The organism is Xenorhabdus sp. TS4 (assembly GCF_014467265.1).
Lineage (GTDB): Bacteria > Pseudomonadota > Gammaproteobacteria > Enterobacterales > Enterobacteriaceae > Xenorhabdus > Xenorhabdus ehlersii.
In genome coordinates, this window is record NZ_NKHQ01000121.1 from 1 (window position 1) to 25,711 (window position 25,711).

The following is a 25,711-nucleotide window of genomic DNA, read 5'->3' on the forward strand; positions in this document are numbered from 1 at the left end:
GAACCAGCAGATAATGACCATAATCCCGCTCTTCCTCACTGAGTTGTAAACGCCAAAGCGGCACCCGAACCCAGTCGTACCAACGTTCTCCCTTTGTCCCCAATCCCGCGGAATGTTTTTCCCAAAACGAAGATGGCAGACTGTCCACAACCTTGTCGGCGCTGGTATATCTGGGCCCTTGCCACCACACGCGTTCATTTTTGGGGATCGCCAGTACAAACGGTTGATATCGGGATTCTAGCCAGCACCGCAGACGACGAGCTTGACCATACACCGTATCGGCGGTCACCCAACGACAAGGGACGCCGGCATCTAATGCGCGTTCCAACATCTGTTGGGCAAGTTGGGGTTTGGTGGCAAAGGTGACCGAGTCAGGAATGCCAGCGGCTTTACAGCGGGGCCGGTTATCTGTCCATTGTTCAGGCAGATATAAGGCCCGGTCAATAAAGGCATGGCCGCCCTGGCCGGCATAACAGAGAAAGACGCCTATCTGACTGTTTTCTATCCGTCCGGCAGTACCGCTATATTGGCGTTGGACGCCAGCAGAATGGGTCCCTTTTTTGATAAAACCGGTTTCATCGATGATGAGGATGCCTTGCTCATCACCGAGATGGTCAGTCACATAGTCGCGTAAAATATCGCGAGCCGCTTCGGCATCCCAACGGGCGCGTTCCAGAAAATATTGAATGCCATCAGGCGAGTGTTCACCCAACCATTCCGCCAGTTGCCAGCTATTTTTACGCTCAACATCACTGAGTAATCCCCTGAGATAGGCGAGGCTGCGTTGCTGTGGACTGGCATGGTGAAATAACGGTGTCAGACGCGTGTGTAATGAGAGCAGTTCTTGTTCCCAAAGGTTGACAGGTGAGTGCATTGAACACCTCCCCCTATTTTCAGGAAGAATATATCATGAGCTATCATGCCACAATGGAGCGTACGACTGTAGTACTAGGAGCTATGCAGGAAGTGGATCTTAATTATACTAGAATCTGCTATGAGACTGCTGAACGAGTTGAAAATCAGCTCAAGTCAGGGCTTTCTAAAGAAGGAATTAATGCATCATTCCACCTGCAAGGTTCTGTACCTCTCAATATTCATATCAAAGGCGTGAGTGATGTTGATTTGATCACTATTGATGAAGCATTACTGCTGGTTGACCGAGAAGGTATAAAAGCATCAAGCTATCCGGCAGCGACTAGATCAGCACTCGATGTACTCAGAACACTACGTAATAAAGCTGCTGATGTCTTGGATGCCGCATTCCCAGCGGCAAGGGTAGATAGATCAGGAGCTAAATCCCTTAAAATCACAGGTGGCTCTCTACCAAGAGAGGTCGATGTTGTTCCAGCAATATGGTGGGATACATCCAATTACCAGCGATTCCAGCAAGAGGAGTATCGCGGAATAGCTATTTATGATAGTAAAAATTATGAATATATTTGTAACTTACCCTTTCTCCATATCAAACGTATAGAAGATCGGTGTGATAGATCTTTTGGTGGTTTAAGAAAAGCGATACGTTTGCTTAAAAACCTACGGGCTGATGCGGTGATAGACGACCTGCATATTGATCTTAGTAGTTATGATATTGCATCTATCATGTATCATGCAGATATTAGTAACCTTTCGTATAACCGATTTTTTGAACTTGCAGTCCTTGCCGAAACGCAGCGGTGGCTACGGTATCTCTGTGATAATTTTTCATTTGCTCAGACATTATACGTACCTAATGAAACTCGGAAAATTTTTGAAAAGGCATCAATGTATGCTGAGCTGAAAAAGCTGTCTCAGATAACCGATAATCTAGTACGTGCAGTTGTCGGGGAAAATGATACTTACGGGGTTTATGGAATTAATATGGATTCTTCAAGAAAATATCTGAGCTCACTTGACGTTTGAATTAGAGGCAATGCTCAGGTTTGATATCTTATGTTCAGACCTGAGGTTAAGATAAAAATATAAAATTGAAAACCAACATAAGTATATAACCAACACTCTGCGCCGTGCTCTTAACTTATTATAATTAAAAGTCATATAAAATTTATATATTATTTAAAGTCAGTATATTACAAATATAACTGCAGAATGACGGATATAGATCTTTACATACCTATTATTACACATTAATTCAGTCACACTATTGTCAAAATTCAGAAAAATCGTTAATCTGAACCAACTTACTCACCATCATAGATGGTCACATAGCTGTAATGGCTATAAAAACTCCCGTAGCCTGAAAGGGAGAGCAAAATTGCGGTACATCTGCCCACCTTTGGAAGCAGATATTGTCAAGGCACCTAAACCCTCGTCTGGCAATGAAGGTCTCTAAAACTAAAAAATACACTCAAAAGGTGTTTTTATATTGCTAATCAAGTGTAGTGAACATTAGGTCATGCACTTATCTTTTATATCAACTCCCTTTATCTTCAATGAATAACAGGATGGCTTTAGTACATCCTGTTCATACTTATCACGATCACTGTCTGAAATATTCAGCGGACAATTTTTCTACATCTAAATATTTAACTCATTACTACCGTTTGATTCTTCATCTTGCGGCAACTACTGGTATTTCAACGCTCACACTACTTTTGCTAACCGTTCGCGGAACTCAAGGCGTCACTTTTTTGCGGATTTACCGCTGAAAGTGACGCCGTAGCCAAAGAACATCACAACCCTGACAGGCTAATGCCTGCTTAACCACACAGTGAATCTGACACTACATTTTATAGATTGAAAAAGTACCAAAAGGAGAACTTGACGATATCGAGGCTGGCTTTTAGCTGGTGGGGATGACCTGTTAATACAGGCGGCAGTACTGTGTACTCAACCGATACCCCGCAATACCTCAACTTGCGTTCACTCTGGCGCACAGATATCGATCAAGGGCAAGACTGGTATTTTCTGTTTTGCCGGAATGATCGCGCGCCAGAGATTGCATGTTGTTAGATATAGTAGAGCTGGTTGATTAAAGAATTGACCATATTCGAAACGCTGGGCGTTATGTCGAACGTGTTTATAACCGTTAAACTTAGTCGTTCGGTTATTGAGTCCAATAATACAATCAGTTAAAGTATTCCCGCCATTGGCTCAATCCAATGGTCAAGGTTTAGCAGCCTTGTGTTCACTGACACTGGTAGGATGTTTCTGCCAGTGCGCCTGCGTTCACCCTTTCAATGGTGATTCAGGTAGGGGAGGCTTCGGCCTCGCTGGTGTGAACCCAGTCTGCTAACCCTGCCTTGAATCACCACCATCAATATTAATTAATGGAAGGGGTAACAGGAATGAATAACAACAATGTTCAAAATGACTGGCATCAGGCCGATATCATCGCAGCATTACGTAAACGTGGTACAACCTTAGCGGCTATTTCTCGTGAAGCAGGACTCAGCTCATCAACATTAGCAAACGCACTCAGTAGGCAATGGCCTAAAGGTGAGTGGATAATTGCTAACTATCTCGGTATTCACCCCTCAGAAATCTGGCCTAGCCGTTATTTTGATAAGCAGGGTCGATTGATTGAACGTAAGGTTCGAGACAAACCACAGGAATAACCCGTTTCAACTTGTGATCAACTTTGTGAAAATGATAAATTTTTATACAAAGCCCTGAGAGTGAGATGACAGATCAATTTAAACCTCATGGCTTTTTTAACTTCACTCTTATACCAATGTATTCATGAAAATATATTAAAATCAAATACATGAACAAGTAAAAGGAGTAAAATAAATATGGGGCATTTCGAAAATTTATTTTTAATAATTTATTTAATTTCAATTAATTATATTAGTTTGCGAGTCCGCCCTTCACCATATAAATTAAGACGCTAAATAAAAATAAGCGTCTTTTTTATGTCTGAAATTCACGTATTGCAAAGCTTCTCTAAGAATTCTGGTCATCAATATCATTATGAGTTTACTCATACCATAGCTTCATTAATGTAAGTGGGCGTGTGCTCTCATCTCGATAACAAAAATTGGTGCTATTACTACTGGGGGGATGTAATGAAACTTTCAGATTTAGGCAGTAGAATTTGCATTATAGGGCCTTCAAATAGCGGTAAATCTACACTTGCTAATGCTATCTCAAAGAAATGTAACTTGAAGGTCATTCATCTGGATCAGCTTTTTCATTTACCCAATACTGACTGGCAGGAACGTTCTGTAGATGAATTCATCTCATTGCATGATATGGCAATAGAAGAAGAGAGTTGGGTGATAGATGGGAATTATAGAAAATGTTTACCACAACGGTTATCCAGAGCAACCGGGGTGATTTTATTGGATGTCTCAACACCCTCAAGCCTGTTCCGTTATGTAAATAGGACACTATTCCAACGCAATCGCTATGGTGGTCTGGAAGGTAATAGGGATAGTATCAAATGGAAAATGATCCATCATATTGCTGCTGTCACACCAAAGAGCAGAAAACGTTATGCAGCCTTGTTTGAACAATTAACCACACCCAAGATCAAATTGACATCCATTAAAGAAATTAAGGAACAATTTGATAAGTGGGAACTTATTCGGTAGTTACTTATATAAAGTATTTTCATCATGTGGGAAAAGTATATTAAATGGATAAACTAACAGAATTATTTGCCGATGTAGCAGATGCAATAAAAAATTAATCACGACAATACATCCGAAAAAGCCTCGCTAAATGTTCTCCTGCGGGAGTTAATTTTGTATCCCTGCGTTGAATAAGTCCAAAAGTCGCAAACGGCAATTGTTCTCTAAGGTTTAAAGCGACAAATTGCTGATCAAATAGAGCCTCATTAACCACATCTGTCGCCACAATCGTTAAAAAATCACTTTCGGCAACTAAGCTCATGCAAGACATCAATGTTTCACATGTAACACTAAAGATTGGTGGTTAATTCCTTCAAAGAAGTGGCATTCGCTTTGGGATGTCCTTTCCGTACAATGACTTTGTACTCTTTTTCCATCAGTTTTTCGAAATTCAATTCTGTATCCAGACTGTCGGGATAATATAGCAGAATCAACATAACATGACATACTCAATATACTCCGTAAACAACGCATCAACTGAACATCTTTTTTGCCTCCTTATCGCTTTTGCTCCGCCCCATTTGTGTTCTATAGGATTCAAATCCGGACTATAAGCGGGAAGCCATTCCAGTTGACATCTGCTGTCTGCTATCGCTTGTATCGTGTCATTCCGTTTATGGAAAGGCGCATTATCCATCACTATCACGGCGCCGTGTGGAAGCTTTGGCAGCAAATCTTGCGTCATCCACGCATAAAAAACATCGGCATTAATATTCTCGGTAAATAAGCTTAAGGTGACGAAGGTATTTTCGAGAATGGCACCAATGACGTTGATACGGCCTTTTGCGTGCCAATCATGCATACCAAAACAGCGTAACCCTTTTTCCGAATATCCATGTTTACGTGGCATCGATTGAGCAAAACCACTTTCATCCAAAATGCTGTGACTTATGCCGGTAATAACACGCTATCGTGCAGTGACGAGGACGGCATGATCATAGATGGCTGTGTTGTTAAGCTGCGCAATGTTGGTATGGCTCAGGAGTGTGATTTTATCGAGCACCACTACGTTAGCGGCATGTCTAAACGTGAGATTGGCCGCAAGTTCAAGCTCAGTGAAAGCGAAGTCAGAAAGCAAATGCTGGTGGCTGAAAGTTTTATTCTTAGGTGTCTGGAGGTTTTGGACGAACCATTAGAACTTGACCTAATCTATGGCTTCCACGGTAACAGGGCGAATTTGTCCAGTTCAGCATTGAGCGTCCAATAGTAGAAAGCCTACCCATTGCCCGTATACCCGCGCGAACGGCTACTGCCAAATGTGGCGGTTGTACGTCAGTATTACTGACTCGCAAATAACGTTAACTGGACAAATTAGGCCAGTTAGCTAAGGCGGAATTCCGCCTTTGATTAATCCGATCACTTCCACCAGCTCATAGGGGTAAAACTCAGGCATTACGGGCAATGTAAAGCTCTTTATAGGGCTAGACACAGTCTCTATAACCAATTGATAAAGTCCAAATACTGCGAAACGCCGAGTTTGAACCGATATGCAGAAAAGCACATCGCCCAGCTTCCTGCATTGCAGGTTTCTGAGAATATCAATGGGTTAGATTTAATTCCGGTGTTTTACCAGAATCGACCTAATTCACTGTAATATAGAGCCTGTTCAGAATCTTTACTAAAACTCCTTTTAAAACCCTTTACATTAGGTAAAACCCGTATACTCTGTTTTTAACATATTTTTACCCTTAACCTTTTTGACGCAAACTAAACTCATAGTGCATGGGGAATATTTAAAGATGTCGTTATTAGATGCTGATAGATTTGGAGGAAATTGGATATTTCGCTTCAATCAAACTCTGAATTTTCCCCTTAAGTTCTCTTCGACTATGCAAAATGGGGCCTGTAGTAGTTTGGTAATGGCTTGGGTAAAGATGCACAAATTAGGAAAGTCCCACTTATTCCCAGGAAATATAAGACTACCTAGCTATATAAAAATAGTTGAAAACCTTAAAGCTCAAAGCATAGATCACCTGAAATTTCTGCGTGAAAACGGATTATTTACTATGCATGCCAGCCGTTATGAGGGAGACAATTTTGTAAAAAATTTAGCTACTATCCATGAAGGTTATGAAGCTTTAGCGTATGAAAATCATGCTATTGGCCTAGCTGTAACTGCCCAGGGAGTTGATTGTTTCGACCCCAATTTTGGTTGCGTCCATTTCCCGACGCGTCAAAATTTTATAACATGGTTTCAAGAAAGCTATTGGCCTAATCGTTGGGGAATAGGGACGATGGTGAGGCCATGTAATTCCATTTTAGTGTTCCAATTGTATCAATCTAGAAGCCATGATCGTGCATAGACGCCAAGCTATATAGTTATACCTTGCCCGTAACCCCACCAGCAACGTGATTCCGTCTACTAAACGGAATTAAGCCAATTCAGTTAGTTAGACATTCCTCGGCAATACCTCAGGTCGTTCAACTTCCACCATTGGTGTAAGTCAATAATAATCAAAAAGTCATATAGCCAGCCTACCCATAACCATTTGATTAGGCTTAATTGTTCCATCCCAGCACTATCAGAATTTGGACAAAAACCACCAGCTATAGCACAATGTTATTCGATGGGGCTATCTCGACGGAGAGAAAAGCGGTACGCCTTACCGCCTGCCTCATCACCTCCATTATTAAGGCACAACGTTATAAGGCGGACGTGATGAAAGAGCCAAAGCCAAAATCTTTAATATATCCATTTGAAAACCTCTCTATAACCGCAGGATTAGCGGCAATCAACGCAACCGAACCCCCTTTAAAAGTTGAACCTCATCATCTCACCTCTTGGTTTAAAGAGGGGATTATTGCCCGCTATATGTTGCTTGATGATATCCGCGAAATGTGGGGTAGCGAGGCGTTGAGCGCTGAATTTGAGAAAATATTCGGTGTAGTTAAACATTGTACGTTAATCGCCTCTAGGTCATGATACCAATTTATTGATAGTGATGAATGTTTAAATAATACCCTATGACCCTGTCATGTATTTCGATGGATTTTGAAAAAGACAACGTTTTGCGAGCCAGTCTTGCTAAATGTTGACGAAGATTCAGATTATGTCTCTCTATGCGTTGTGTATCACGCTTACTGACCACATGCAGTTCCCCGCCAGTGTTTTTTCATAGCTTCTCCAGCCATCGGTCATGTAGATCACAATGTTGAAGGGAGCCAGTAGCGCCATCAGACGCACCAATGTCTTCTTTGTTCTTGGGCCAAAAACGTGGGCGATCACTTTCCGTCTACTTCAGTGCCGGGAGCAATGGCTTCTGTTATCGATTTGGGTTTCCCGGGACGACAAGCGGCATAAGTGAATTCCCGTTGCCAAGAATGACGGCAGGACTGGCAAAGATAACGTTGATGACCAGAGCGAGAACGCCCATTACGGTGGATCCCTTTAACTGCACCACAAGATGGGCAGGTCACATCAGTCTTTGCCATCTGAATGTTCTCCAAATAGACAGACTATATATGAGTCAATAAATTGATGTCATGACCAGTTATCGGAATTGATCTGGCAAAGCGAGTGTTTCAATTACATATTGCATCCCCGCTTGGAAAAATGATTAAAAATACGGTGGTTTCACGCGATAAACTGACAGCTTTCATTGCACAATAACCCCCTTCAAAAATTGTAATGGAAGCCTGTGGGAGTGCAAATTACTGGAGTCGCCAATTTAAACGCTTTGGTCACGAAGTGAAGCAAATCAGTCCCCAATATGTCGCGCCCTTCAGAATGGGCAGCAAGAATGATAAAAATGATGCCATGGCGAGTGTGGAAGCAGACAGTCGCCCGGGAATGCGTTATGTGCCGGAAAAAACGATAGAACAACAAGATATTCAATCTCTGCACAGAGTGCGTCAGCGTCTAATGAAAAACAGAACGGCGCTGATTAATCAAATCCGGGGATTAGGCTTGGAATATGGCATTGCTATCCCAGAAAGTGCTCACAAAGTCGAGCAATGTTTACCTGATCATCTGGAAAACGCGAAAAATGACCTGACGCCAATGAGCCGTGAACTGTTTCAGGGACAGTTGTTTGAACTCAAAGAACAACAGCAGCGCCTGATGAAGCTGAATAAACGCCTTGACCCCCTGAATGCGCAACAGGAAGATATCGGGCGATTACTGACACTGCCAGGTATCGGTCCGCTGGGAGCATCGGCCCTGCTAGTCGCCTTGGGCGACAGCAGTGACTTCAAAAATGGCCGCCATTTTGCCAGCTAATTGGGGCTGGTACCAAGGGAACATAGCAGCGGAGGCAAAGTCAGGTTATTGGGGATCACGAAACGCGGAGATAGCTATTTGCGTGGAATACGGATCCATGGTGCCCGCTCAGTGGCTTATCGGGTGCAAAAACTCCCCGACGAACGATGTAATGGATTGCAGCGTTGGTTAAAAGGCGTGATAACCCGTAGCGGACTCAATAAGGCAGCAGTAGCGCTGGAAAATAAAAATACCCGAATAGCGTGGGCATTGGTCAACCAACAATCGAGTTATGAAGCGCGATGAGTAACCTTTTATGTAGCAAAAGTCCATAAGTTGATGTCATTGACAGGTAGTACCGACTCTCTGTGAACCTGGTAACCCGATCAGTCTATCGAGACTGTTGAATTAATGAGGACAGAGAGTGCGGATTTTCATCAGGGCTCACTGAAGCCGAATATATGTTTGCGACTACGTTGTCAAAAAAATTTACCCACCCACTTGAATTAAATCGGTGTCCATATATAGCGGGTTAGCTTTAGAAAGGTAACTTACATTGAGCTATATATAGAGTAGAGCTTGTAGTGGGTATTGTATAAAATGTCCTAAACATTACATACGAGAACATTAAACTATGAGTTCACTCACACTAAGAAAGGCTCTAAGTGTGTTGGCCAAATCATCATCGTTTTCGGTTGCGACACTTACAAATCGGCGCAGAGATGTATTTGATGATCTAAAACAACAACTCTTTGTTGAGCAGAAAATTGAATCAGATCTTAAAAAATGCCTGGATTCTCTGAACAATAGGGAAATTGTTTTTCTTTGTGGTAGTAGTGGTGATGGTAAATCAGAAATTCTTACTCGTTGCTATGAGCGTTATCAACATAAGTATGACTTCCATCTTGATGCTACGCACAGTTTTGCCCCTCATCAGTCGGCAATAGAGACGCTTGATAAACTTTTTGATACGCATAAAGAAGGTAATCGTCCGTTAGTATTGGGTATTAATACAGGGATGCTTGCCAATTTTTCAATGGAAGGTTCAGAGCGTCATCACGAAATTAAAGCCACTATTGATTATTTTTTTAATGATAGTTCTAACGTTCAAACTCCATACTATATAGACGGGTGTTATTTTTTTGATTTTGAACATTATCCTAAATTTCAGTTTAATGAAGGAAAAAACTACTCATCTTTTGCTAAAGCATTGATTATCCAGCTAACTGAGCCTAATGAAGAAAATTTATTTTATGTCATAGCTAACAAGGATGAACAAGCTGGCCGGGATCTACGGATTGTTGCCAATTTTAAATTACTGAGTATGCCTAGCGTACAAGATGTCATTATTACGCAGCTGTTTAAAACCCGTTTGATGAAAGATCAGTTTGTTACGGTTCGTGCATTACTCGATTTACTTCATCATTTACTGCTCGGGTCTGGTTATTTATTTGATAATCTTTTTGTTGGTGAAGAAAACGAGTTAGTGCAAAGAATGACTGATTTTGATCCAGCTAGTTTACATACATATGAATTAGATCAGTTTATTCTGCGTTATGAGTTAGGATTACTTGATTCTGATTTAGATGAGTTTTTGACGGCATTGGCTCAGCAACATATTTATTTTGATAGACACCAGGCAAAGCAGGGAGATGCGGCATCACTGATTCGTTTATTTTGTTTGTTGCGAGAAGATGACTTTGGGAATAACTATCATCGAAAATTTGTACCATTTTTTCGGGAAAATTTACTGGAAAAATATGCTGACATTTGGCACTTACACGCAAATTATCTCGGTGAGCATACCCAAAAAATAGAGTTGCGCCGTTTCTATTCTTCGGAATTGATAGCAGGCATACAGCGCTATGCTAACCGTAAGGCACCAGAACTGACTACCAACAAAGATGAGCTATTTTTGGGAGTATTTGGTTCAATAAAGGTTACTGCACCAGTAGCCCTTAAAGCAGACTATGATGCGATCTTAAATAAGAATGTTACGAAGCCTGCTTATTTTGATGCTCATCTTAAAATAGATAATCATGCACTGAAACCAATAAGTATTAACCTGAATTTATTTGAATTACTTAGCAAGCTTAATAATGGATATCGCCCTAATAAATACGATAAAAATGCCATAGTTTTGTTAGATGAAATTGTGGAACAGATCACCGAGCGGGCAAAATTAAGTTCATCTCTTAAATTTTATGATGGCAGGAAAACTTATATCGCCAAGAAAGATGATGACATGATTACCATCAGCGGTATGAGTGGAGTATCCTAATGTATCCTATAAAAGAATATTTAGAAGTTAGTAATAATCAATTAGATAGTTATCTTCCCGTTCGTAACAAGAATAATGCTTTCGACTGGAATGTAGTGACTGGGTTAGTTTTGAGTTACGCCCTAAAACGTCAGGTCAAGGAGTATGATTTTGAACAGTTCAAAAAAGACTGTAAAGAATATTTACTTATGCAGCTTGATGAGCCTGCATTTTGGTCTGTATTGGAGCGTATGTACTTTGCTAATAAAGATATTTTTAAAATCTCCCCTCTTTTTTTATTGTTTCATGCTCAATTTAGTGGAACTGGTTCAGGTAAAAGTATTCTCGGAGCAGCAAACTGGCGTTTAGGGGCTCTCTTTGCCAATTTGATGGGAAACTTTAGTCTCGAAAACCCCTTACGTGATCGACTTAATTTCCTTGAACAACGTATGCTTGTTATTTTGGAAAAAAATTTACGATTATTAGGTAAAGGCCCATTTGCTGAAGAGCAACCCTACTTGCCTTATCTAGTGAAATGTTTTCAGCAAGATCTTGAGTTCTTAGCTGAGCATCCTCAATATTTACTACAAGAGCTTGGCAATATGCTTCGTTTATATGCCTTTACCTATTGTGCTCAGTTGGCGTTAAATATAGAAGATTGGCGACGTGGCGAGCCTAAAAGCAAATCTTTGTATTTTATTTTGGATACAGAAAAAGCCAGCTCCGAAAGGGAAAAAGTAAAACGTTTTGGCTATAAGCTCCTTGAAGGTGAACAAGAGAAGCTATTTCCTATTCTTTCTGCACTTGAGGTTTTGCAATGGCATGAAACAGTGGGGAGAAAACGCCCTCTATGGCAGATTTATCAAGATGTTCTAGCCTATCCAGAACAAGCTACGATTTTGTCTCGTATGAATAATTACCTCAAAGATTTTATTAACGATCGACGTCTTCCAGAAAGAGAGTCTGCTTTAAGTATTGAAAGTGCTTTTGATCAACTTTTATTCGTAGCTAAGGAGCAATTTCTTGACAAAAAAACAACTCGTTTAGGTATTAATCGTAAATATGTTAAAGAACTAGAAAGCGAAATTTGTTCTGGTTTTATTCAAGCCCGTGGGCGAGCAGGAAAAGTTTTAGTGCTTAATCAGGATCGACTTTTGTTGTTAACTAATCTTGCCATTGGAAAAAATGAAAAATTGCGTCTTCATGAGTTATTACTTTGTTTTGAGCAACGTGGTTTTTACCTTGATAACCAATCTTCTTTATCTTTGGTTGCCTTTTACGAGCGGATGGGAAATGTGGAACGCATGAGTGATAGTGGAGACGCCGTTTATGTCCGTAAGACAGTATGAAACTTTTCTGGTTCAGTCTCTTCTTGAATGGGTAGACAATTTCATCCAGCCCGGGGAGCGTTATCAATTTAAATCACCGGATACTGATAATGCCTTAAAACTTTATCAGGCCTTTGCAGCCTTATCTGATGGATATACTTTTGCGTTACCTTCAGGTGATCAGCAAACCAATCAATTAGTACCTTGTATTTACTGTCGTGATGGTATTCAGTTAATCCCCGTTTTACAAGGCGAAGGAGATCTGGCATTTACAGAGAATTATATATCTCATCTTCGTGACAAAGTGTCTGGTCGTGATGATATCTTTACTAAATCAGCGTTGTTGATCATTCATAACAGTATGTTAGATACATTACTAAACAGTACTAAAGACTTGGCAGCACCGGAAGCGATATGGCATCCGGAAAAATTCAGTAAAAAGATAGAAGATTTGATTGCACCGGGAAATAAAGGGTATGAATTATCCCGCTGCTTATTGGATGATCAACTGGCAATGATCCTTGAGGAAGGTGCCACAGTATTCGGTTTTGCTCCACTTTATCGTTCATTGGAGAATGGCCTTTTAGAATTTTCAGAATTAGGGCTATTTAATGATCCGACTATAACAAATATGGATATTACAAAAGGACAGATTCGAAGCAGACTTGATGAAAACCGTAAGCTGTATAGTTCTATTAAGGATAGTGTTGAACGCTATGGTGACCAGCTTGAAAGTGTATTGACTGAATTTAGCCCGAAATTCATTCAAGAGCATTTTGAAGAAAAAAATGACTGGCAATCGCTTGATTTCTCAATTTATCTTCAAGAAAAGAAAGATTGCCAAGTGCAAAGTTTGCGATTTGAAGCAGTTACTGCACCTGGCAGTACTCTTGTTTGGCAACGAACAAAAAGTGAGACAAAGGCGGGACAAAAAGATATCAGCTTATTAGTTCAATCTCCGGTAGCTCAACGGCTTGTAGAACTGGATTTTTCTTTCTTAGGTAATGACCTGCAAGATAACCAAATAAAAATCACTCATAACAAAAGCCTAAAAAAACAGCAGGTATGGTCGATAAATCGTGCGGGGGGAAAATATTCTCGCATGAAAGTCGCGATTCCTTTTGATGGACACCCGAACTTTCTTAGTTTGGAGTTGATTAATCGGGATAATAGGGCAGAAGAATACAAGTTTAGAATATTAATAATTGAGCAAAATAGCTTTTATCTTGATGAGATTAAAACTAACTATCGTATTGAACCTGGTAAACAACAAATTACTCTACAACTGGAAGAAAACCAGTTACGCATTGCACAAAGTAGTGACAATATTTGTAGCTTGGAGGAAGATGAGAACGAGGTTGATATTCATAAGTTCTCGATAGTAGACTTTGAAACTTTGGCGAATCAGAGTGAGTTAATTAATTTTAGACTCATTTCGGGTGAAAATTATCTGACAATTAATGTTGAAGGCCCTGGCGCAGAAGAAAAGATTACGCTGCCATTACTTTTTGATCAAAGTCGTTTTGCTAACTTACGCAAAGAAGAAGGAAATGCTGAATATAACCGTGCTAAGCGACGAGTTATATTTGACAATATTGAGCATACGGTAGTTGGTATTCGTTTGCAGTTGTTAGGAATGGAAGCAGAGATGGTGGATAGTGGCCTGCTTTATGTTCCTGCTTCTGGTGAAGCATACGTACTGGATAAATTGCGCACAGTAAATGTAGCTTTGTATGATGCATATAGAGCTTTATTTATCTACTATCAGCAGCGTAAAACTCTACCTAGTTTAGTTGCGTGGTCTGATGAATATCGTTGTTTGGTAGCCGCTGTACTGGATTCATTTGAAATAGCATTGGGTGATATTAGCCTAAATAAGGTGCTTAATGATGACGAAAAGTGTCTGTTACGTTTGGGAATTCACTGTAACGAAAATAATAAACGCCTCTCCCCATTACACCCCTTGGTATTAGCATATCATTTACAATTAGTTGAAGAATGTGATGATTCATTTTCGGAGTTACCTGACGTTACCCTTGATCGTTTGGTAGCTTCTGGATTAATGCCTTTTGTTTACCATAGTGAGCATGAGTTTGCTCAATTACAGCCAGTCAAAGAAAATAGTTTCTGGATAGATGTTGTTCCTCAGCGTTTAGTCAGCCATGATTATGTTAAACGGCTGGTGCGAGATAAACTCAACGAATTTACTCATGCCTACTCCAGACTATTCAATGGAGTAGGCAATAGTACTTTGATAGTCAATGCAATTAATCAAGGTATTGCAAAAGAGCTATTTTTAGGACTCGTCGATTATTTCAAGCACAAAAAAGAAGACGCAACGGCTATTCATGTCAATTTTTATGATGAGCAGTTGATGCAAAATGACTTTGATCGTTTTGCTGAAATGGGATCTTATGATGATCTTAAAAATTGGTTGGGATTGAAAAGAGAAGATGCAGATCTGTTGATTGACTTGATTCGTAGTCGTCTCACTTTTAGTAAATTTTCAATACCAACAGATAATAAAAATCTAGCTTATGCTCATTTAGCATTTTTCAGTAACAATGCTCCTGTTGATTGTCGTTTTGTTGATATGAATAAGGCGCTGAGTGGTGTGCTCTGTAATGGATTACTTGCCGGGGAAGGGGCAGAAACTCTGGAAGATGCTTATTTTACTGCCTTTGGTTTGCGTCAGGTTGATGTCGAATCATACCGAGCTTTGCGTATAGCCCGTTTGTTAGGCATATTATGGCAGCCTGCTCGTCAAAGTAATACTCAGTATTTAGGGTTGGGAATTGGATTAGCTGTTAGCGCTGATTTCAAAGAATTGCTTACTCGTTCTTATAATAGTTCTTTGTGGACAACGGTTATTGACCCTAAGGTTACCCTTGATTTTTTCACTAGCCAAAAAGACATAGTACTGATCCATTATTCAGATCAATACACCAGTTGTACTGGATACGATGCTGTAACTGTGACTAAACAGGTAGATCTTTTCCAGCGTTTACTCAGTATGGAAGATGGTGATGGGAAAGAGTATAGGGTAGGCAGTGATCGTTTGCTTTCAGAGTTCAATGCCTTCAATGGTGAGTGGTTGCTAAAAATGTTGCGTGCCACTGATAAAGAACGTAAAGAAAAACACGGTATTATTGGTGCCTATAAATTTGTTCAGGCTATGTTATGGCATTCAGATATCTGTTGGATTCCACTTTCTGTAGCTGAAATGATCCGAGTATCCGGCAATATCGGCCTCAAAATGAATGAAAGTGAGTTTTCCCGTAATTTACAGGGATACCGTAAGGGAGCTATTTCAGACGATGTATTATTTGTTGGCTTCAAAGGCGACAAACTTTACTTACTTCCTTTAGAAGTAAAAACGGGTGTTCGGCCAGACTATCGTTATGCGGGTCAACAGGCGAGTGAACTTAAACGTTATTTGCAAGAAGACTTGCTGGGGAAAGAAACTATGGCGGCACGCCTTTATCGTGCTTTGTTTGTTCGCCAGGTCCTTATGCAAGTTGAGAAACTCCATCTCTATCGTGTGCTAGATAGCAAGATGTTGGAACCATTGTTATCGCGTAGGGAATGGTGGTTAACAGGCAATTACCAGCTGGGTCAATTGTACGATTATGTTGATGGTATTGTGCTTGCTCATGTTGAGAATAATAGCTGTTTTGAGCCTTCATGCCAGATAACAGATAAAAAAATATTACAAATTGAGTTGCCGTATTCTCTGCTTTCTTCTCTGATAGCATCTGATTGTGTGGATAAGTTAGATGAACTGGTAACTAGCTTCAATATCCCTAGGCATTATATGCTTATTAGCTCTGTAGATAAAGAGCAGACCAATGATTCTGAGATAAGTAAAGAACAAGGCATTCAATCTGAAGTTGTTATTGGATCTGCTAAGACTGCTGTTATTGCTACAACTGATATTGATGTTTCTGCATCTACTTCGATTGTGGAAAATCAAACGCCATTACGAGTGTTGTTTGGTCATGAGTCTTTACGACAGAATCCGCTCTATTGGGAACCAACTAATACTGCGAAATTTATGAATACCAATACCGGTATTATAGGTACAATGGGGACGGGTAAGACTCAATTTACTAAATCTTTAGTAACACAATTAATCCGTAATCAGATAAATAACGTTAACGGAGCTCCAATCGGTCTTTTGATCTTTGACTATAAGTCGGATTATGTTGATGAAGATTTTCTTATTGCAACAGGAGCTAAGAAATATAAGTTATTTAAATTGCCGTATAACCCACTTTCTTTGTTTGGTGATACACCGATGTTACCAATACATACGGCAGGAGGATTTGCAGAAACCATGAGTCGAGCTTATGGGTTAGGTCATAAGCAGCAGCTTAAGTTAGAAAACTTGATCTTAGAGTGTTACGAGGAAGCAGGGATTAGCCCAGAGGATTCGAGGACATGGGAAAAAACTGCGCCAACAATTGAAGATGTATGGCAGAAGTTTCTTGCTCAAGAAAAAGTAGAAGAGGATTCTCTTTACGCTGCGTTGTCAAAATTAGCTCGATACAAAATCTTTGAAACTATTCCAGAGAATATGAGCAGCCTGTATGAGTTGATTGATGGAGTTACAGTGATTGAACTGGCTGGATATCCGTCAGAGATTCAAAATCTTGTTGTGGCACTAACATTAGATCTCTTTTATGCGCAAATGCAAAAGCGTGGTAAGCCAATGGTAATTGGAGATTACCGTCAAGTGACTAAGATGATTTTGGTCGATGAAGCTGATAATTTTATGCGCCAGGATTTTTCTAGTCTACGTAAGATCCTCAAAGAGGGACGTGAATATGGTGTTGGTGTGATCCTCTCGACACAGGAAATTACTCACTTTAAAACTGGCGAAAATAATTACTCATCCTATATTTTGACGTGGATTATTCACCGCGTGGCTGAAATTAAGAATGCGGATATTAAGGCCGTATTTAATGTTGATGATAAAGGTGAGCAAGAGTCACTGATGGAACAAATTCGTCGGTTAGATAAGCATTTTAGCCTTTATATTGATGGTTCTAAAAATGTTCAGAAAATGCGTGATAGGGCATTTTGGGAGCTTTAAAAATAAAATTATTAATGCTTTTTAAAAAGGATTTCTCTGATGGTTACAATCACTGATTTTATTATATTGAATAAAAAATTAGAAAAATATTATAAATTACTATGTGACATAACTGGATATGATGATTCAAAACTAATGTCACCCGTAAAGATGAAGAGATTTGGTTTTTATTTCTACATATTAGAAAATGTATGTGATATGGAAAGTAATAATGATGACATTATTGATGCTATCATTGACACTGAGTTTAACAAAGAGTTCTTTAACGATATAATTAATGATTTTGGAATGGATGCTGTTTACATTAATGAGGATAAAAAGTGTGTTAAGTTATTTAATTTTAAGTATAGAGAGAGTTTCAATAATGATAAAACACAGAGTTTGAATGATAGTTTTATATCAACAAAATTTTTAAACCTTTGTTTATGTACAGATAAAAAAGAGTTTGATAAATACCCTGAGAAATTGAAGTGTAAGCTAAAAAAACTTAATGATATATTTCTGACTCCTAAAGATGTATGGGATGTGACACTCTATCAGGTAAGTAACGAAGCTAAGGAGGTTAAAACGGTTAACTCTGAGTTGGAGAACTTAGCCTCTGTTTATCAAATAAATATAAAACCCCTCGCGCTACCAACGATATCTCAATTCATGTCAATTAGACCGAAAGATATCAATGCGAGTATGATCCTAAGCAAAGATGCATTAATGTGTTATAGTGAGGATAGTAAAGCGACAGCAAAGTCTTATGTTTTAAGAGTTAGATGTGATGAAATTATACGTATAACATCTAATGATGAGCAACTAAGGTTGGATAAAAATATAGAAGATATCTCGGTTTTGGCCAATTCAATCCTTGAATATGGAGTTTTGTTTGATAATGTAAGGGGATTTGTTAAAAACTCAAAATATAACCCAAATATTAGTGATACGATAAAAAACAATCCAACAAAATTCTTTATGTATAATAATGGAATTACGATAGTTGCTAATTCAATAGCTGCAACGAACTTAGCTGGAAATAGAACTATGAGATTGGATATTAATGGTTTTCAAATCGTAAATGGAGGACAAACTCTCAGAACTATTCATGAATTCAATAAAGAAAACTCTGATAACATTAGCAACTATCTGTGTAATGCTGAAGTATTGTTACGAGTTTTCATGCCTGATATTGACTCTAATGATATACATAAAATTGCTGAATATACTAATAGTCAGAACTCGATTAAGCCCTCTGATTTAAAATCATTGTCAACTGAACAGATAAATATTGAACGATATTTGGATGTACATGATATCGCTTACATAAGAAAATCCGGGGATACAGGCTCCGATGAAGGGAAGAAATACAAGTTTATAATAAAAATGGAAACCTTTGGTCAAATATTAAAAGCTGTAAGTGGTTATCCTGAGAAGTCTACAAATAGTATGAAAGATATTTTTGAAAAAGATTACAATAATTTATTTATTCATAATTTTGATATAAAAAGGGCACCAGAGCTTATAACATATTATTATGATGTGATTAAGGCTTATAAGGAGTCAAGCTTCAATGGTAATCAAATAAAATATTTTTATATCCTCTATATTAAATGTCGTAGAGTTAACGATTCATATAGTCATTTGATTAATAAATTAGAGAGTTGTATTTCTGAATATGAAATGGAGGATATTTCTACAGTGAGAAAAATGGGTTTGTTAAAATTCAAGGAATTTGTTAATAACAAATTTAATATTTAATGTATGAATCCCCCATACATATAAGTATGGGGGCATACTTCTATAAATTAAGAGATAGATTTTTTAAATTCCGGTAATTCCTCAATGCTGCAATTCCATCTTCAACATGAGCAGCCCATGCCTTAATGAATTCTTTTTGTTCGAGTTCTGGATATAACATTTTAAGTACTAACTCTGTAGTTTGTACTGTTTCCCCAAGCCAAGTATTTTTATCTAACACTAAGGAACCATCTAGTTTTTTATTATCTCTTTCTGTTGAGTATCTGAAATCACTTTCGACAGAGCGGAAAAAGGCTAACCGAGCAGAAACATTTGGCGTTAATCCAGTATAAATTTTCAGCCTTTTAAGCTGTTCTTCTGTTTGGCGATTTAGCTGCATTCTATTCGGGAGCATTAAACTGTCTCCTTAGTTAATTCCCAGAAATAACCAGATTTCAGGTATGAAGATTTAGTCTTTGTATTAAATACGATTTGATATGTATGAGAAATATCATCTCGTAATTGGTCAACAAAATAACGCTCATCAACTTCAGTATCAGTAGACAATAATACTACCTGATGGCTAGCATAAGGAAAATAATAATTAATAAGATTATCTCTATGTTTAGAATCAAGGCGTCCTAATGGAGTATCAATAATAACGGGAAATTCTTGACCAGAAGTTTTAGCTAATGCTTCTAAGATAGCGATTGCGTAAATTTGTTTTTCTCCGGCAGAAAGGGATTTTCGGTTAATGATTGACAGATTTTCATCAACTAATTCAACATCAAAAGTTTCAGGATTAATGTGTGCATGGAGTTGTAGATCGTCTTTACGAGCTAATTTTCGATAGGCTTCTTCGAAATTTTTTGTAAGTTTTTTAACACGTGCTTGAGTTAAAACCTCACTGTAGCGTTCTAACAAATTAATCGTTTCTTCGGCATTCTTAAGTGCACTCATAAAGCCATATTTATTTCGAGTTGAATCGTGCAATTTTTGTATTTGACGAATACAATCCAATTGCTGTTGTTTACATTTTTGGGCTTCTTCTAATGTTAGCGTATACTTTTGAAGAGTGTCATTACGCTTTTTATCTAGCTCTCGTATTTTTTGGAAAATATCCATGAGCTGCTCATTTTCAGGAGCACGGGCAATGTTAGCAGCAGATTGTTCTAGTTGCTGCTCAATAACAGTAAGCTGGTTCCGGTAATCATCAAAACGCACCCAGGATTTTTGACTATCCTGCTTAATAGCTTGTTGTAACATGCCGGCTTCACGATCTGAAATATCAAACAGTAGCTCTCCTTTTGGCATATTGGCCATATATTCATTTAGGTTATCAGTGATAGCTTCAGCCGCAATTTTACTAGTTGTATTGGAGCGAAGTGTAAGATCACTTCTTAGTTGATCTAGGAATTTATTAAGTTCTTTCTCGAAACTTTTAGCTTGTTTTATTTTGGATTCCTGAGAAATCTTCTCAAGTAGACGAGATAAGGTCTTAGGTGCTAAAGCATACGGGAAAGTACCATCGAATTCATGGCGTAATGCTTTTTCAATTCGTTCTTTTTCTTTTATCAGTTCGTCGACTTTTTTTTGTTCTTGTTCTTTGGTTTGGGCAAAAGAACCACCTTGAGCACTCAACAGACCTTCATGCTTAGTGATATCTCTTGTTAACAAATCAACACGCGATTTCAAAAAATCAGCTTCTTCCAAATATTTTTCTGTCTTGAAAGCGAATTCTTTAGATTTTACTTCTAGCTCTGAAAGCCGTTGTTGTTGATTTCCTTCTAATTGAGTAGATTGCTGACGTTTAATAAATATTATTAGATCATTTCTTAGCTTAGAGATTAAATCTAATCCAAGTAAGCGGCGCATTGCAGTACGTAGGATATTTCCTGATTCATCCTCAGCTAATTCAGCAATTTTTTCACCATCAAAGAAGAAAAGATCAGCCACTCCATGGGGGATCAGTTCATTAAGAAAACCTTGGCATTGATCGTAATTCAGTTCGTTAAGAGGACGTCCATCTTGTTGCAGTGATAGGCGATCTTTTTTCCCTCTTTTCCAGCTACGTGTAACAGTGAACTCAGATTCTTTACCTTCTTTATTGTAGGTAAAAATGAGTTCAACTGATGCTTCCTCTGGGGGCTCAGATTGGTTATTGCCGTTATGGATTAATGCACTTAACTGTTCAATATATTCTTGTTGTTGAATGGTATGGTTAAAGGCTAAACGACCATATAAGGATAAGCGAATAGCGGATAAAATAGATGTTTTACCTGCACCATTTAACCCACCAAATAAAACAATTGGGCGCTCATGGATCTCATGCTGTCGTTTTCTTGGCGCAAGATCGATAGTATGTGTCCCATTAAATACGCGAAAATTACGCAGAACCAGTTGCTTAATTAACATTTTCTTTTGCCTCACTGGAAAATACTGATGATTCTTCAGCGTCAATTATCCTGCGTTGTATTTCTTTAATTTCTGCTTCTAATTTCATTACTTCTTCAAGGTGAATATCACGTTCATTACGTTTTTGGAGTGCAGATTGTTTCTGTTCAATTTGTTCTAAGCTACCCCAATCCTGTTTTAAGATAGTACCAATTTTGTCAAAGATCCCTTGTCGGCGACTTAACCCTTCCATGGATATTTCCAGTTCTACCAGTTTCATGACCATTTCGGGTTCTACGTCAAATCCTTGGGTGATTTGAGCGAGCAATTCAGCATCACTAGAATCAAATCTAGATTGATCATCCGTAATCCAGTTCAAATCACGCCCATAAACAGATCGATAGATATCTGGTAATGTATCGTTCCAATCAGGTTCGTTAGGATCTTTAAGCCATTCTTGACGAATAGTATGAAGCTCTGGTTCTGTAATTAGGGTTATTTGGCGTCCTTGTTGATTTAACTCTCGTTCGATCTCCAGTAATTGCTTAAGCCATACTTGCCGATATCTTAACCAATATGGGCCAGGAACGTGTTTACGCTCTGTGGTAATGTCTTCTCCATCCTTAGCATATTGATAGCTAACCTTACCAGTACGACGTTTGTAGTTACGGTAAGTATCTTTTTGTGCTGGATCCGTGGTCAATGCAAGTTGGTCACGAAATTTTAGTAAAGGCAGCATCCAGTCCTCTCCATTTTGAACAAGACTTTCCATCGCTTTATCTTTTGTAACAACAGTGCAAGTCCAGCAACCAAAGCGAGAATTACCACAAGAAGGAGTACTGTCATCAATAACAAGAGGGCATTCACCTTGATTAGATGAATCCATGTAAAGGGTCCATAGAGGACGATTATTGCCTCCCCATGGGCTTTCCCATTCTTCTATATCATCAGGAGCATAACGATAAGCACCACGCAGTAACTTCCAAACATCCTCAACATCCCATGTATCTATAGGGGTATAAATAAATGCATTGGGTAGGGTGGTGTGTCGGGCAAGACGTGAACCATCAATTTTGTGTTTTGCGATAACTTGAGCGCGGGATGCACTTTCACTACTGCGTGAACCTAACACGACGATCACTTCATCAAATTGGCTGACCTTATCACGAATGAAATCACTGACAGGGTTGATCTTCATTCGTTCCGTACACCAACGAAAGCTACGTGTGGGAGCTGGGTAACCTTTGCCTAATAGGTTGACCCAAAAGGTTTCGTGTGTTTTAGGTATAACAGGATGCTGAGTGATTGGAAGTCCGTCTCGCTTGGCTCCAGCTTCAATCTGCAACATTGTTTTTTTGATTAAATCTACGACAACAGGAGTTTCAACCAGTGTGTCAGATGAAACAACGAAAATAGGTTTATGGCGCATTTCTGGAGCTAGACCAAGTAGTGCGAGATAAACCAAAGTAATTACAGCAGAAGAATCTTTCCCTCCACTGTAACCAATGACCCAAGGACGTTTATCACTATGATAAATACGCTGTATTTCAGAAACGTATTCTGCCAGTGGTCGACCTGCAACCATTTCTTTATTAATAAAATCTTCATAATCGCCCAAATCGTGGGCTTGAATTAGTTTACTCATGAGACAACCATTTGAGCTTCAAGTTGCTGCTCTTCAGCAGTAAGGGAAATATCTAATGCAATTTTAAGAGCATTACAGGTAAGCTGGATAGCCATAGTGGTTTTACTCAATTTTCCGTGTGACATTGCTCTTTTTATGAGTTCGGGATTGCTTTTACGCCAATCGAACATTTTCAGTTTGGCAAGTTTTTCTTGCCATTGATCGGGATATTCTGCCAACAGGCTGCGACCAAGTAGCCCCAGAGCGTGAAGACCAATACCGTGAGCGTGAACATATTCTTGACGTAGTTGGGCGGGAGATACTTCTTTGTTAGACGCCATTTTCCAATCGGGCATAGCATTATAAACGGCTTGCCAGTATTGGGAAGCCCGTCGTTTATTTTCTTCTATATTAATTTCTTTTGGATCTGTTCCGAGCAAAGCACGAGTAGCTTGTCTGATGCTACTTAGAGTAAATAACTTGTTTGAAAGTTTACTTATACTAGATTTCTCTAATTCAGTTAGTGCTATGAATGGTCTGACAGACATCGCCAGATAGCGAGCTAATTCTGAACTAATATCTCGGTGATCATAAAGAGTTGATAATGATGGGCTGGGCCTAATTGCGTATTTATTTAGATCAGCGAACATTTGCTGGCTACGTTGTAAACCCTCATCAACAAAAAATAGTACTGGGATATTATCTTGCCCTAAATCTGGGTTTTCTTTCAGTGCAGTTTCAATAGCTTTACGACGATGTTGACCATCATTAATCAAAATTTGTGCTTCCATTGGCACTTTTAGAATACCAAGATTGTTGGAACCGGAAAATTCGGCAAATTCAACATCAATAGCGATAGATGCTGTTAATGCTGAAAAAACGTAATCTTTTGGGTTTTCAATTAAATAACGTGCCATTTCTGGTATACGTGCTTTATTTAATACACGCTGTGCCCGAAGTTCTGGAGGGACTTCAGTTTCATCAAAACTGAAAATCTTGGGGATAAGCCTCATTGGACAAGTGGCAATATAGAAGGGGCGACCAGCTTGGATTCCGCGAACTGCTGGGAATGAATAACAATATGCAATATTGTCAATATTAGCCATAATCCCTTCTTCCTAATAAATAAGTATTTGATGATACATATTACGTTATTTTTTGACGTAGCAATATTCTATTATATCATTTTTTTAACGTAATAACAGATTTAGATTGTTTAGATTAATTTGTGAATATCTCTTATAGATATAACTAATAACATAAGAAAGTCAGTTTATTTTTTGAAAAAAATTTAGCAAATAGTGTTATATGAGAAGGGAATTTAAAGGAATTTTAATAAGGCTTATTATGTTAAAAATCATGAAGTATAATTTACAAAAATTTGGCAATTACCTTATATACCCATCTCCACTAAAAAATGTTTGGTTTCTAGGGGCTGTTGACGTTTTGTGTTCATCATTTATTATTCCACCCACATTGGCAGCCAGACAATGATAAACGCCAGTGCCAACATACTGGCGTAATTTCGTTCTAATTTATCGTATCTTGTTGCTATTGCACGAAAATGCTTAATTCTGGCAAACGCATTTTCCACTCAATGACGATAACAGTATAAATCCTTATCTATCAATCTTCTTATCCTATTTTCGACTGTTTTTCCTGTAAGGAATGAGCGGTATCGCGCCTTCTTGTTTGACGGTTTCCCTGAAGGTTTCGCTATCGTAACCCTTACCTGCAATCACAAAATCTGAGGCTGGAGATTGTGCAACGAGACTTTCAGTATGAACGATATCATGGGTTTGACCACCGGAAAGCTCGAAATGCACAGGTAAGCCGTAACTGTCTACCGCTAAATGGATTTTGGTTGAGAGTCCCCCACGGCTTTTTGATGGCTTCATCTTCCTTTGTGGCAGCTCCAGAACTATGCTGATGCGCCTGCACAATATTACCATCAATAAACAACCATTCGGTATCCGTGTCCTCCGACAACATTTTGAATAGTAAATTAAAAATTCCTTTTTTGACCAAGCATTAAGACGCCGAAAGACTGTGTTCCATTTTCCAAATTCGTCAGGTCAGTCCCGCTATGGGATCCTCGTTCTCATGCGGTAAAGAATGCCTTCGAAAGTGAGATGATGTTCTTCTTTGTTGTAGACAAGTCCACTTGTTGCATGAATAAAAATAGCTTATTTCGCAAAGGAACTGGTAACATAATTTTCGGCATGATGTTCTCAAGGTAACAGTTTTTTGGCGAAAACAAGGATACTAGATCATCATGCCGTTCAAGTTCCCTTCACAAAACGTCAACAGCCCCTACTTTAAATCAGATCATGCCAGCAACTATGAAAATTGAGCCTATTTACGATTTTGTCTAACCTTCATCTCATAGTAAATTAACGCGATGCTCGACTTTAACATCTTATAACGTTGGCTTGTTGAAGCCAGTCGCGTTGACTTTTACCTTGTTTAAAATTGGCAAAAATACCCAACGTGTGAGAAAGAAGTTTTCTAGCAATTCG

The 25,711-nt window shown here is 38.9% G+C and carries 18 protein-coding genes and 3 pseudogenes; 11 read left to right on the top strand and 10 right to left on the bottom strand.

Translation table 11 applies throughout. The features are described 5' to 3' along the window. On the bottom strand, positions 1–874 hold an 874-nt coding region (locus Xets_RS19775), incomplete at its 3' end, for an IS701 family transposase (RefSeq protein WP_187652424.1). On the opposite strand from Xets_RS19775, the gene Xets_RS19780 reads away from it, so the two are divergent. The 3 genes from Xets_RS19780 to Xets_RS19790 all read left to right on the top strand — a co-directional run bounded on the left by Xets_RS19780 (position 865) and on the right by Xets_RS19790 (position 4,532). Then, complete coding sequence (locus tag Xets_RS19780) at positions 865–1,899, top strand: hypothetical protein (protein WP_187652425.1); 1,035 nt, start codon at positions 865–867, stop codon at positions 1,897–1,899. The genes Xets_RS19775 and Xets_RS19780 overlap by 10 nt on opposite strands. Before the next feature lie 1,385 nt (positions 1,900–3,284). Continuing rightward, complete coding sequence (locus Xets_RS19785) at positions 3,285–3,554, top strand: helix-turn-helix transcriptional regulator (protein WP_038215449.1); 270 nt, start codon at positions 3,285–3,287, stop codon at positions 3,552–3,554. Between the two features lie 450 nt (positions 3,555–4,004). Next, the gene (locus tag Xets_RS19790) at positions 4,005–4,532 is read left to right on the top strand and encodes a GTPase (RefSeq protein WP_099132982.1); all 528 of its coding nucleotides are present in this window, start codon (positions 4,005–4,007) and stop codon (positions 4,530–4,532) included. A gap of 94 nt (positions 4,533–4,626) precedes the next feature. On the opposite strand, the gene Xets_RS28815 is transcribed toward Xets_RS19790, so the two are convergent. The 3 genes from Xets_RS28815 to Xets_RS19800 are packed head-to-tail and all read right to left on the bottom strand — an operon-like array spanning position 4,627 to position 5,421. Then, the gene (locus Xets_RS28815) at positions 4,627–4,833 is read right to left on the bottom strand and encodes a hypothetical protein (RefSeq protein WP_370588269.1); all 207 of its coding nucleotides are present in this window, start codon (positions 4,831–4,833) and stop codon (positions 4,627–4,629) included. A 28-nt stretch (positions 4,834–4,861) separates the two neighbouring features. Then, on the bottom strand, positions 4,862–5,008 hold the full coding sequence (locus Xets_RS28820; RefSeq protein WP_370588270.1) for a hypothetical protein: 147 nt from the start codon (positions 5,006–5,008) through the stop codon (positions 4,862–4,864). Then, the gene (locus Xets_RS19800) at positions 5,002–5,421 is read right to left on the bottom strand and encodes a transposase (protein ID WP_244208797.1); all 420 of its coding nucleotides are present in this window, start codon (positions 5,419–5,421) and stop codon (positions 5,002–5,004) included. Before Xets_RS19800 ends, Xets_RS28820 begins: the two co-directional genes overlap by 7 nt. 3 nt (positions 5,422–5,424) lie before the next feature. On the opposite strand from Xets_RS19800, the gene Xets_RS19805 reads away from it, so the two are divergent. From Xets_RS19805 to Xets_RS19815, 3 genes are all read left to right on the top strand, one after another. Further along, complete coding sequence (locus tag Xets_RS19805; protein WP_255430706.1) at positions 5,425–5,778, top strand: antiterminator Q family protein; 354 nt, start codon at positions 5,425–5,427, stop codon at positions 5,776–5,778. A 532-nt stretch (positions 5,779–6,310) separates the two neighbouring features. After that, a complete protein-coding gene (locus tag Xets_RS19810; RefSeq protein ID WP_099132984.1) occupies positions 6,311–6,874 on the top strand; it encodes a YopT-type cysteine protease domain-containing protein in 564 nt (187 codons plus the stop codon). A gap of 356 nt (positions 6,875–7,230) precedes the next feature. Then, positions 7,231–7,494, top strand: a complete 264-nt coding sequence (locus Xets_RS19815; protein ID WP_187652427.1) for a hypothetical protein — start codon at positions 7,231–7,233, stop codon at positions 7,492–7,494. A 7-nt stretch (positions 7,495–7,501) separates the two neighbouring features. Here Xets_RS19815 and Xets_RS19820 read toward each other — a convergent pair. After that, a pseudogene (locus tag Xets_RS19820) lies at positions 7,502–8,003 on the bottom strand (IS1 family transposase). A gap of 190 nt (positions 8,004–8,193) precedes the next feature. On the opposite strand from Xets_RS19820, the pseudogene Xets_RS19825 reads away from it, so the two are divergent. The 5 genes and pseudogenes from Xets_RS19825 (at position 8,194) to Xets_RS19845 (ending at position 19,195) form a co-directional block, all read left to right on the top strand. Further along, positions 8,194–9,075, top strand: a pseudogene (locus Xets_RS19825) (IS110 family transposase). 328 nt (positions 9,076–9,403) lie between these two features. Then, positions 9,404–11,050 (top strand): DNA phosphorothioation-dependent restriction protein DptF, encoded by a 1,647-nt coding sequence (gene dptF / locus Xets_RS19830; RefSeq protein ID WP_187652428.1) that lies wholly within the window; start codon positions 9,404–9,406, stop codon positions 11,048–11,050. Continuing rightward, positions 11,050–12,378 (top strand): DNA phosphorothioation-dependent restriction protein DptG, encoded by a 1,329-nt coding sequence (gene dptG / locus Xets_RS19835; protein ID WP_187652429.1) that lies wholly within the window; start codon positions 11,050–11,052, stop codon positions 12,376–12,378. The genes dptF and dptG overlap by 1 nt, the downstream gene beginning before the upstream one ends. Beyond that, a complete protein-coding gene (dptH, locus tag Xets_RS19840; protein WP_187652430.1) occupies positions 12,359–17,452 on the top strand; it encodes a DNA phosphorothioation-dependent restriction protein DptH in 5,094 nt (1,697 codons plus the stop codon). The genes dptG and dptH overlap by 20 nt, the downstream gene beginning before the upstream one ends. Positions 17,453–17,491: 39 nt before the next feature. Further along, complete coding sequence (locus tag Xets_RS19845; RefSeq protein ID WP_187652431.1) at positions 17,492–19,195, top strand: AIPR family protein; 1,704 nt, start codon at positions 17,492–17,494, stop codon at positions 19,193–19,195. A gap of 40 nt (positions 19,196–19,235) precedes the next feature. Here Xets_RS19845 and dndE read toward each other — a convergent pair whose 3' ends face one another. The 5 genes and pseudogenes from dndE to Xets_RS19870 all read right to left on the bottom strand — a co-directional run bounded on the left by dndE (position 19,236) and on the right by Xets_RS19870 (position 25,416). After that, on the bottom strand, positions 19,236–19,589 hold the full coding sequence (gene dndE, locus Xets_RS19850; protein WP_187652432.1) for a DNA sulfur modification protein DndE: 354 nt from the start codon (positions 19,587–19,589) through the stop codon (positions 19,236–19,238). After that, positions 19,589–21,589 carry a DNA sulfur modification protein DndD gene (dndD, locus tag Xets_RS19855; RefSeq protein WP_187652433.1) on the bottom strand — a complete coding sequence of 667 codons (2,001 nt, stop codon included), beginning with the start codon at positions 21,587–21,589 and terminating at the stop codon, positions 19,589–19,591. The genes dndE and dndD overlap by 1 nt, the downstream gene beginning before the upstream one ends. Further along, entirely contained in the window at positions 21,579–23,213 is a 1,635-nt protein-coding gene (gene dndC, locus Xets_RS19860; RefSeq protein ID WP_187652434.1) for a DNA phosphorothioation system sulfurtransferase DndC, read from the bottom strand. Before dndC ends, dndD begins: the two co-directional genes overlap by 11 nt. Then, positions 23,210–24,298: a DNA sulfur modification protein DndB gene (dndB, locus tag Xets_RS19865; RefSeq protein WP_187652435.1), complete on the bottom strand. Its 1,089-nt coding sequence runs from the start codon at positions 24,296–24,298 to the stop codon at positions 23,210–23,212. Before dndB ends, dndC begins: the two co-directional genes overlap by 4 nt. A 356-nt stretch (positions 24,299–24,654) precedes the next feature. Beyond that, a pseudogene (locus Xets_RS19870) lies at positions 24,655–25,416 on the bottom strand (IS5 family transposase). Between the last annotated feature and the right edge of the window lie 295 nt (positions 25,417–25,711).

Coding starts and splice junctions, on each gene's coding strand:
- Xets_RS19815 (WP_187652427.1), top strand. CDS start 7,231: ATGAAAGAGCCAAAGCCAAAATCTTTAATATATCCATTTGAAAACCTC.
- Xets_RS19785 (WP_038215449.1), top strand. CDS start 3,285: ATGAATAACAACAATGTTCAAAATGACTGGCATCAGGCCGATATCATC.
- dndE (WP_187652432.1), bottom strand. CDS start 19,589: ATGCTCCCGAATAGAATGCAGCTAAATCGCCAAACAGAAGAACAGCTT.
- Xets_RS19800 (WP_244208797.1), bottom strand. CDS start 5,421: ATGCCACGTAAACATGGATATTCGGAAAAAGGGTTACGCTGTTTTGGT.
- Xets_RS28820 (WP_370588270.1), bottom strand. CDS start 5,008: ATGTTGATTCTGCTATATTATCCCGACAGTCTGGATACAGAATTGAAT.
- Xets_RS19810 (WP_099132984.1), top strand. CDS start 6,311: ATGTCGTTATTAGATGCTGATAGATTTGGAGGAAATTGGATATTTCGC.
- dndC (WP_187652434.1), bottom strand. CDS start 23,213: ATGAGTAAACTAATTCAAGCCCACGATTTGGGCGATTATGAAGATTTT.
- Xets_RS28815 (WP_370588269.1), bottom strand. CDS start 4,833: ATGAGCTTAGTTGCCGAAAGTGATTTTTTAACGATTGTGGCGACAGAT.
- dptF (WP_187652428.1), top strand. CDS start 9,404: ATGAGTTCACTCACACTAAGAAAGGCTCTAAGTGTGTTGGCCAAATCA.
- dndD (WP_187652433.1), bottom strand. CDS start 21,589: ATGTTAATTAAGCAACTGGTTCTGCGTAATTTTCGCGTATTTAATGGG.
- dndB (WP_187652435.1), bottom strand. CDS start 24,298: ATGGCTAATATTGACAATATTGCATATTGTTATTCATTCCCAGCAGTT.
- Xets_RS19790 (WP_099132982.1), top strand. CDS start 4,005: ATGAAACTTTCAGATTTAGGCAGTAGAATTTGCATTATAGGGCCTTCA.
- dptH (WP_187652430.1), top strand. CDS start 12,359: ATGTCCGTAAGACAGTATGAAACTTTTCTGGTTCAGTCTCTTCTTGAA.
- dptG (WP_187652429.1), top strand. CDS start 11,050: ATGTATCCTATAAAAGAATATTTAGAAGTTAGTAATAATCAATTAGAT.
- Xets_RS19845 (WP_187652431.1), top strand. CDS start 17,492: ATGGTTACAATCACTGATTTTATTATATTGAATAAAAAATTAGAAAAA.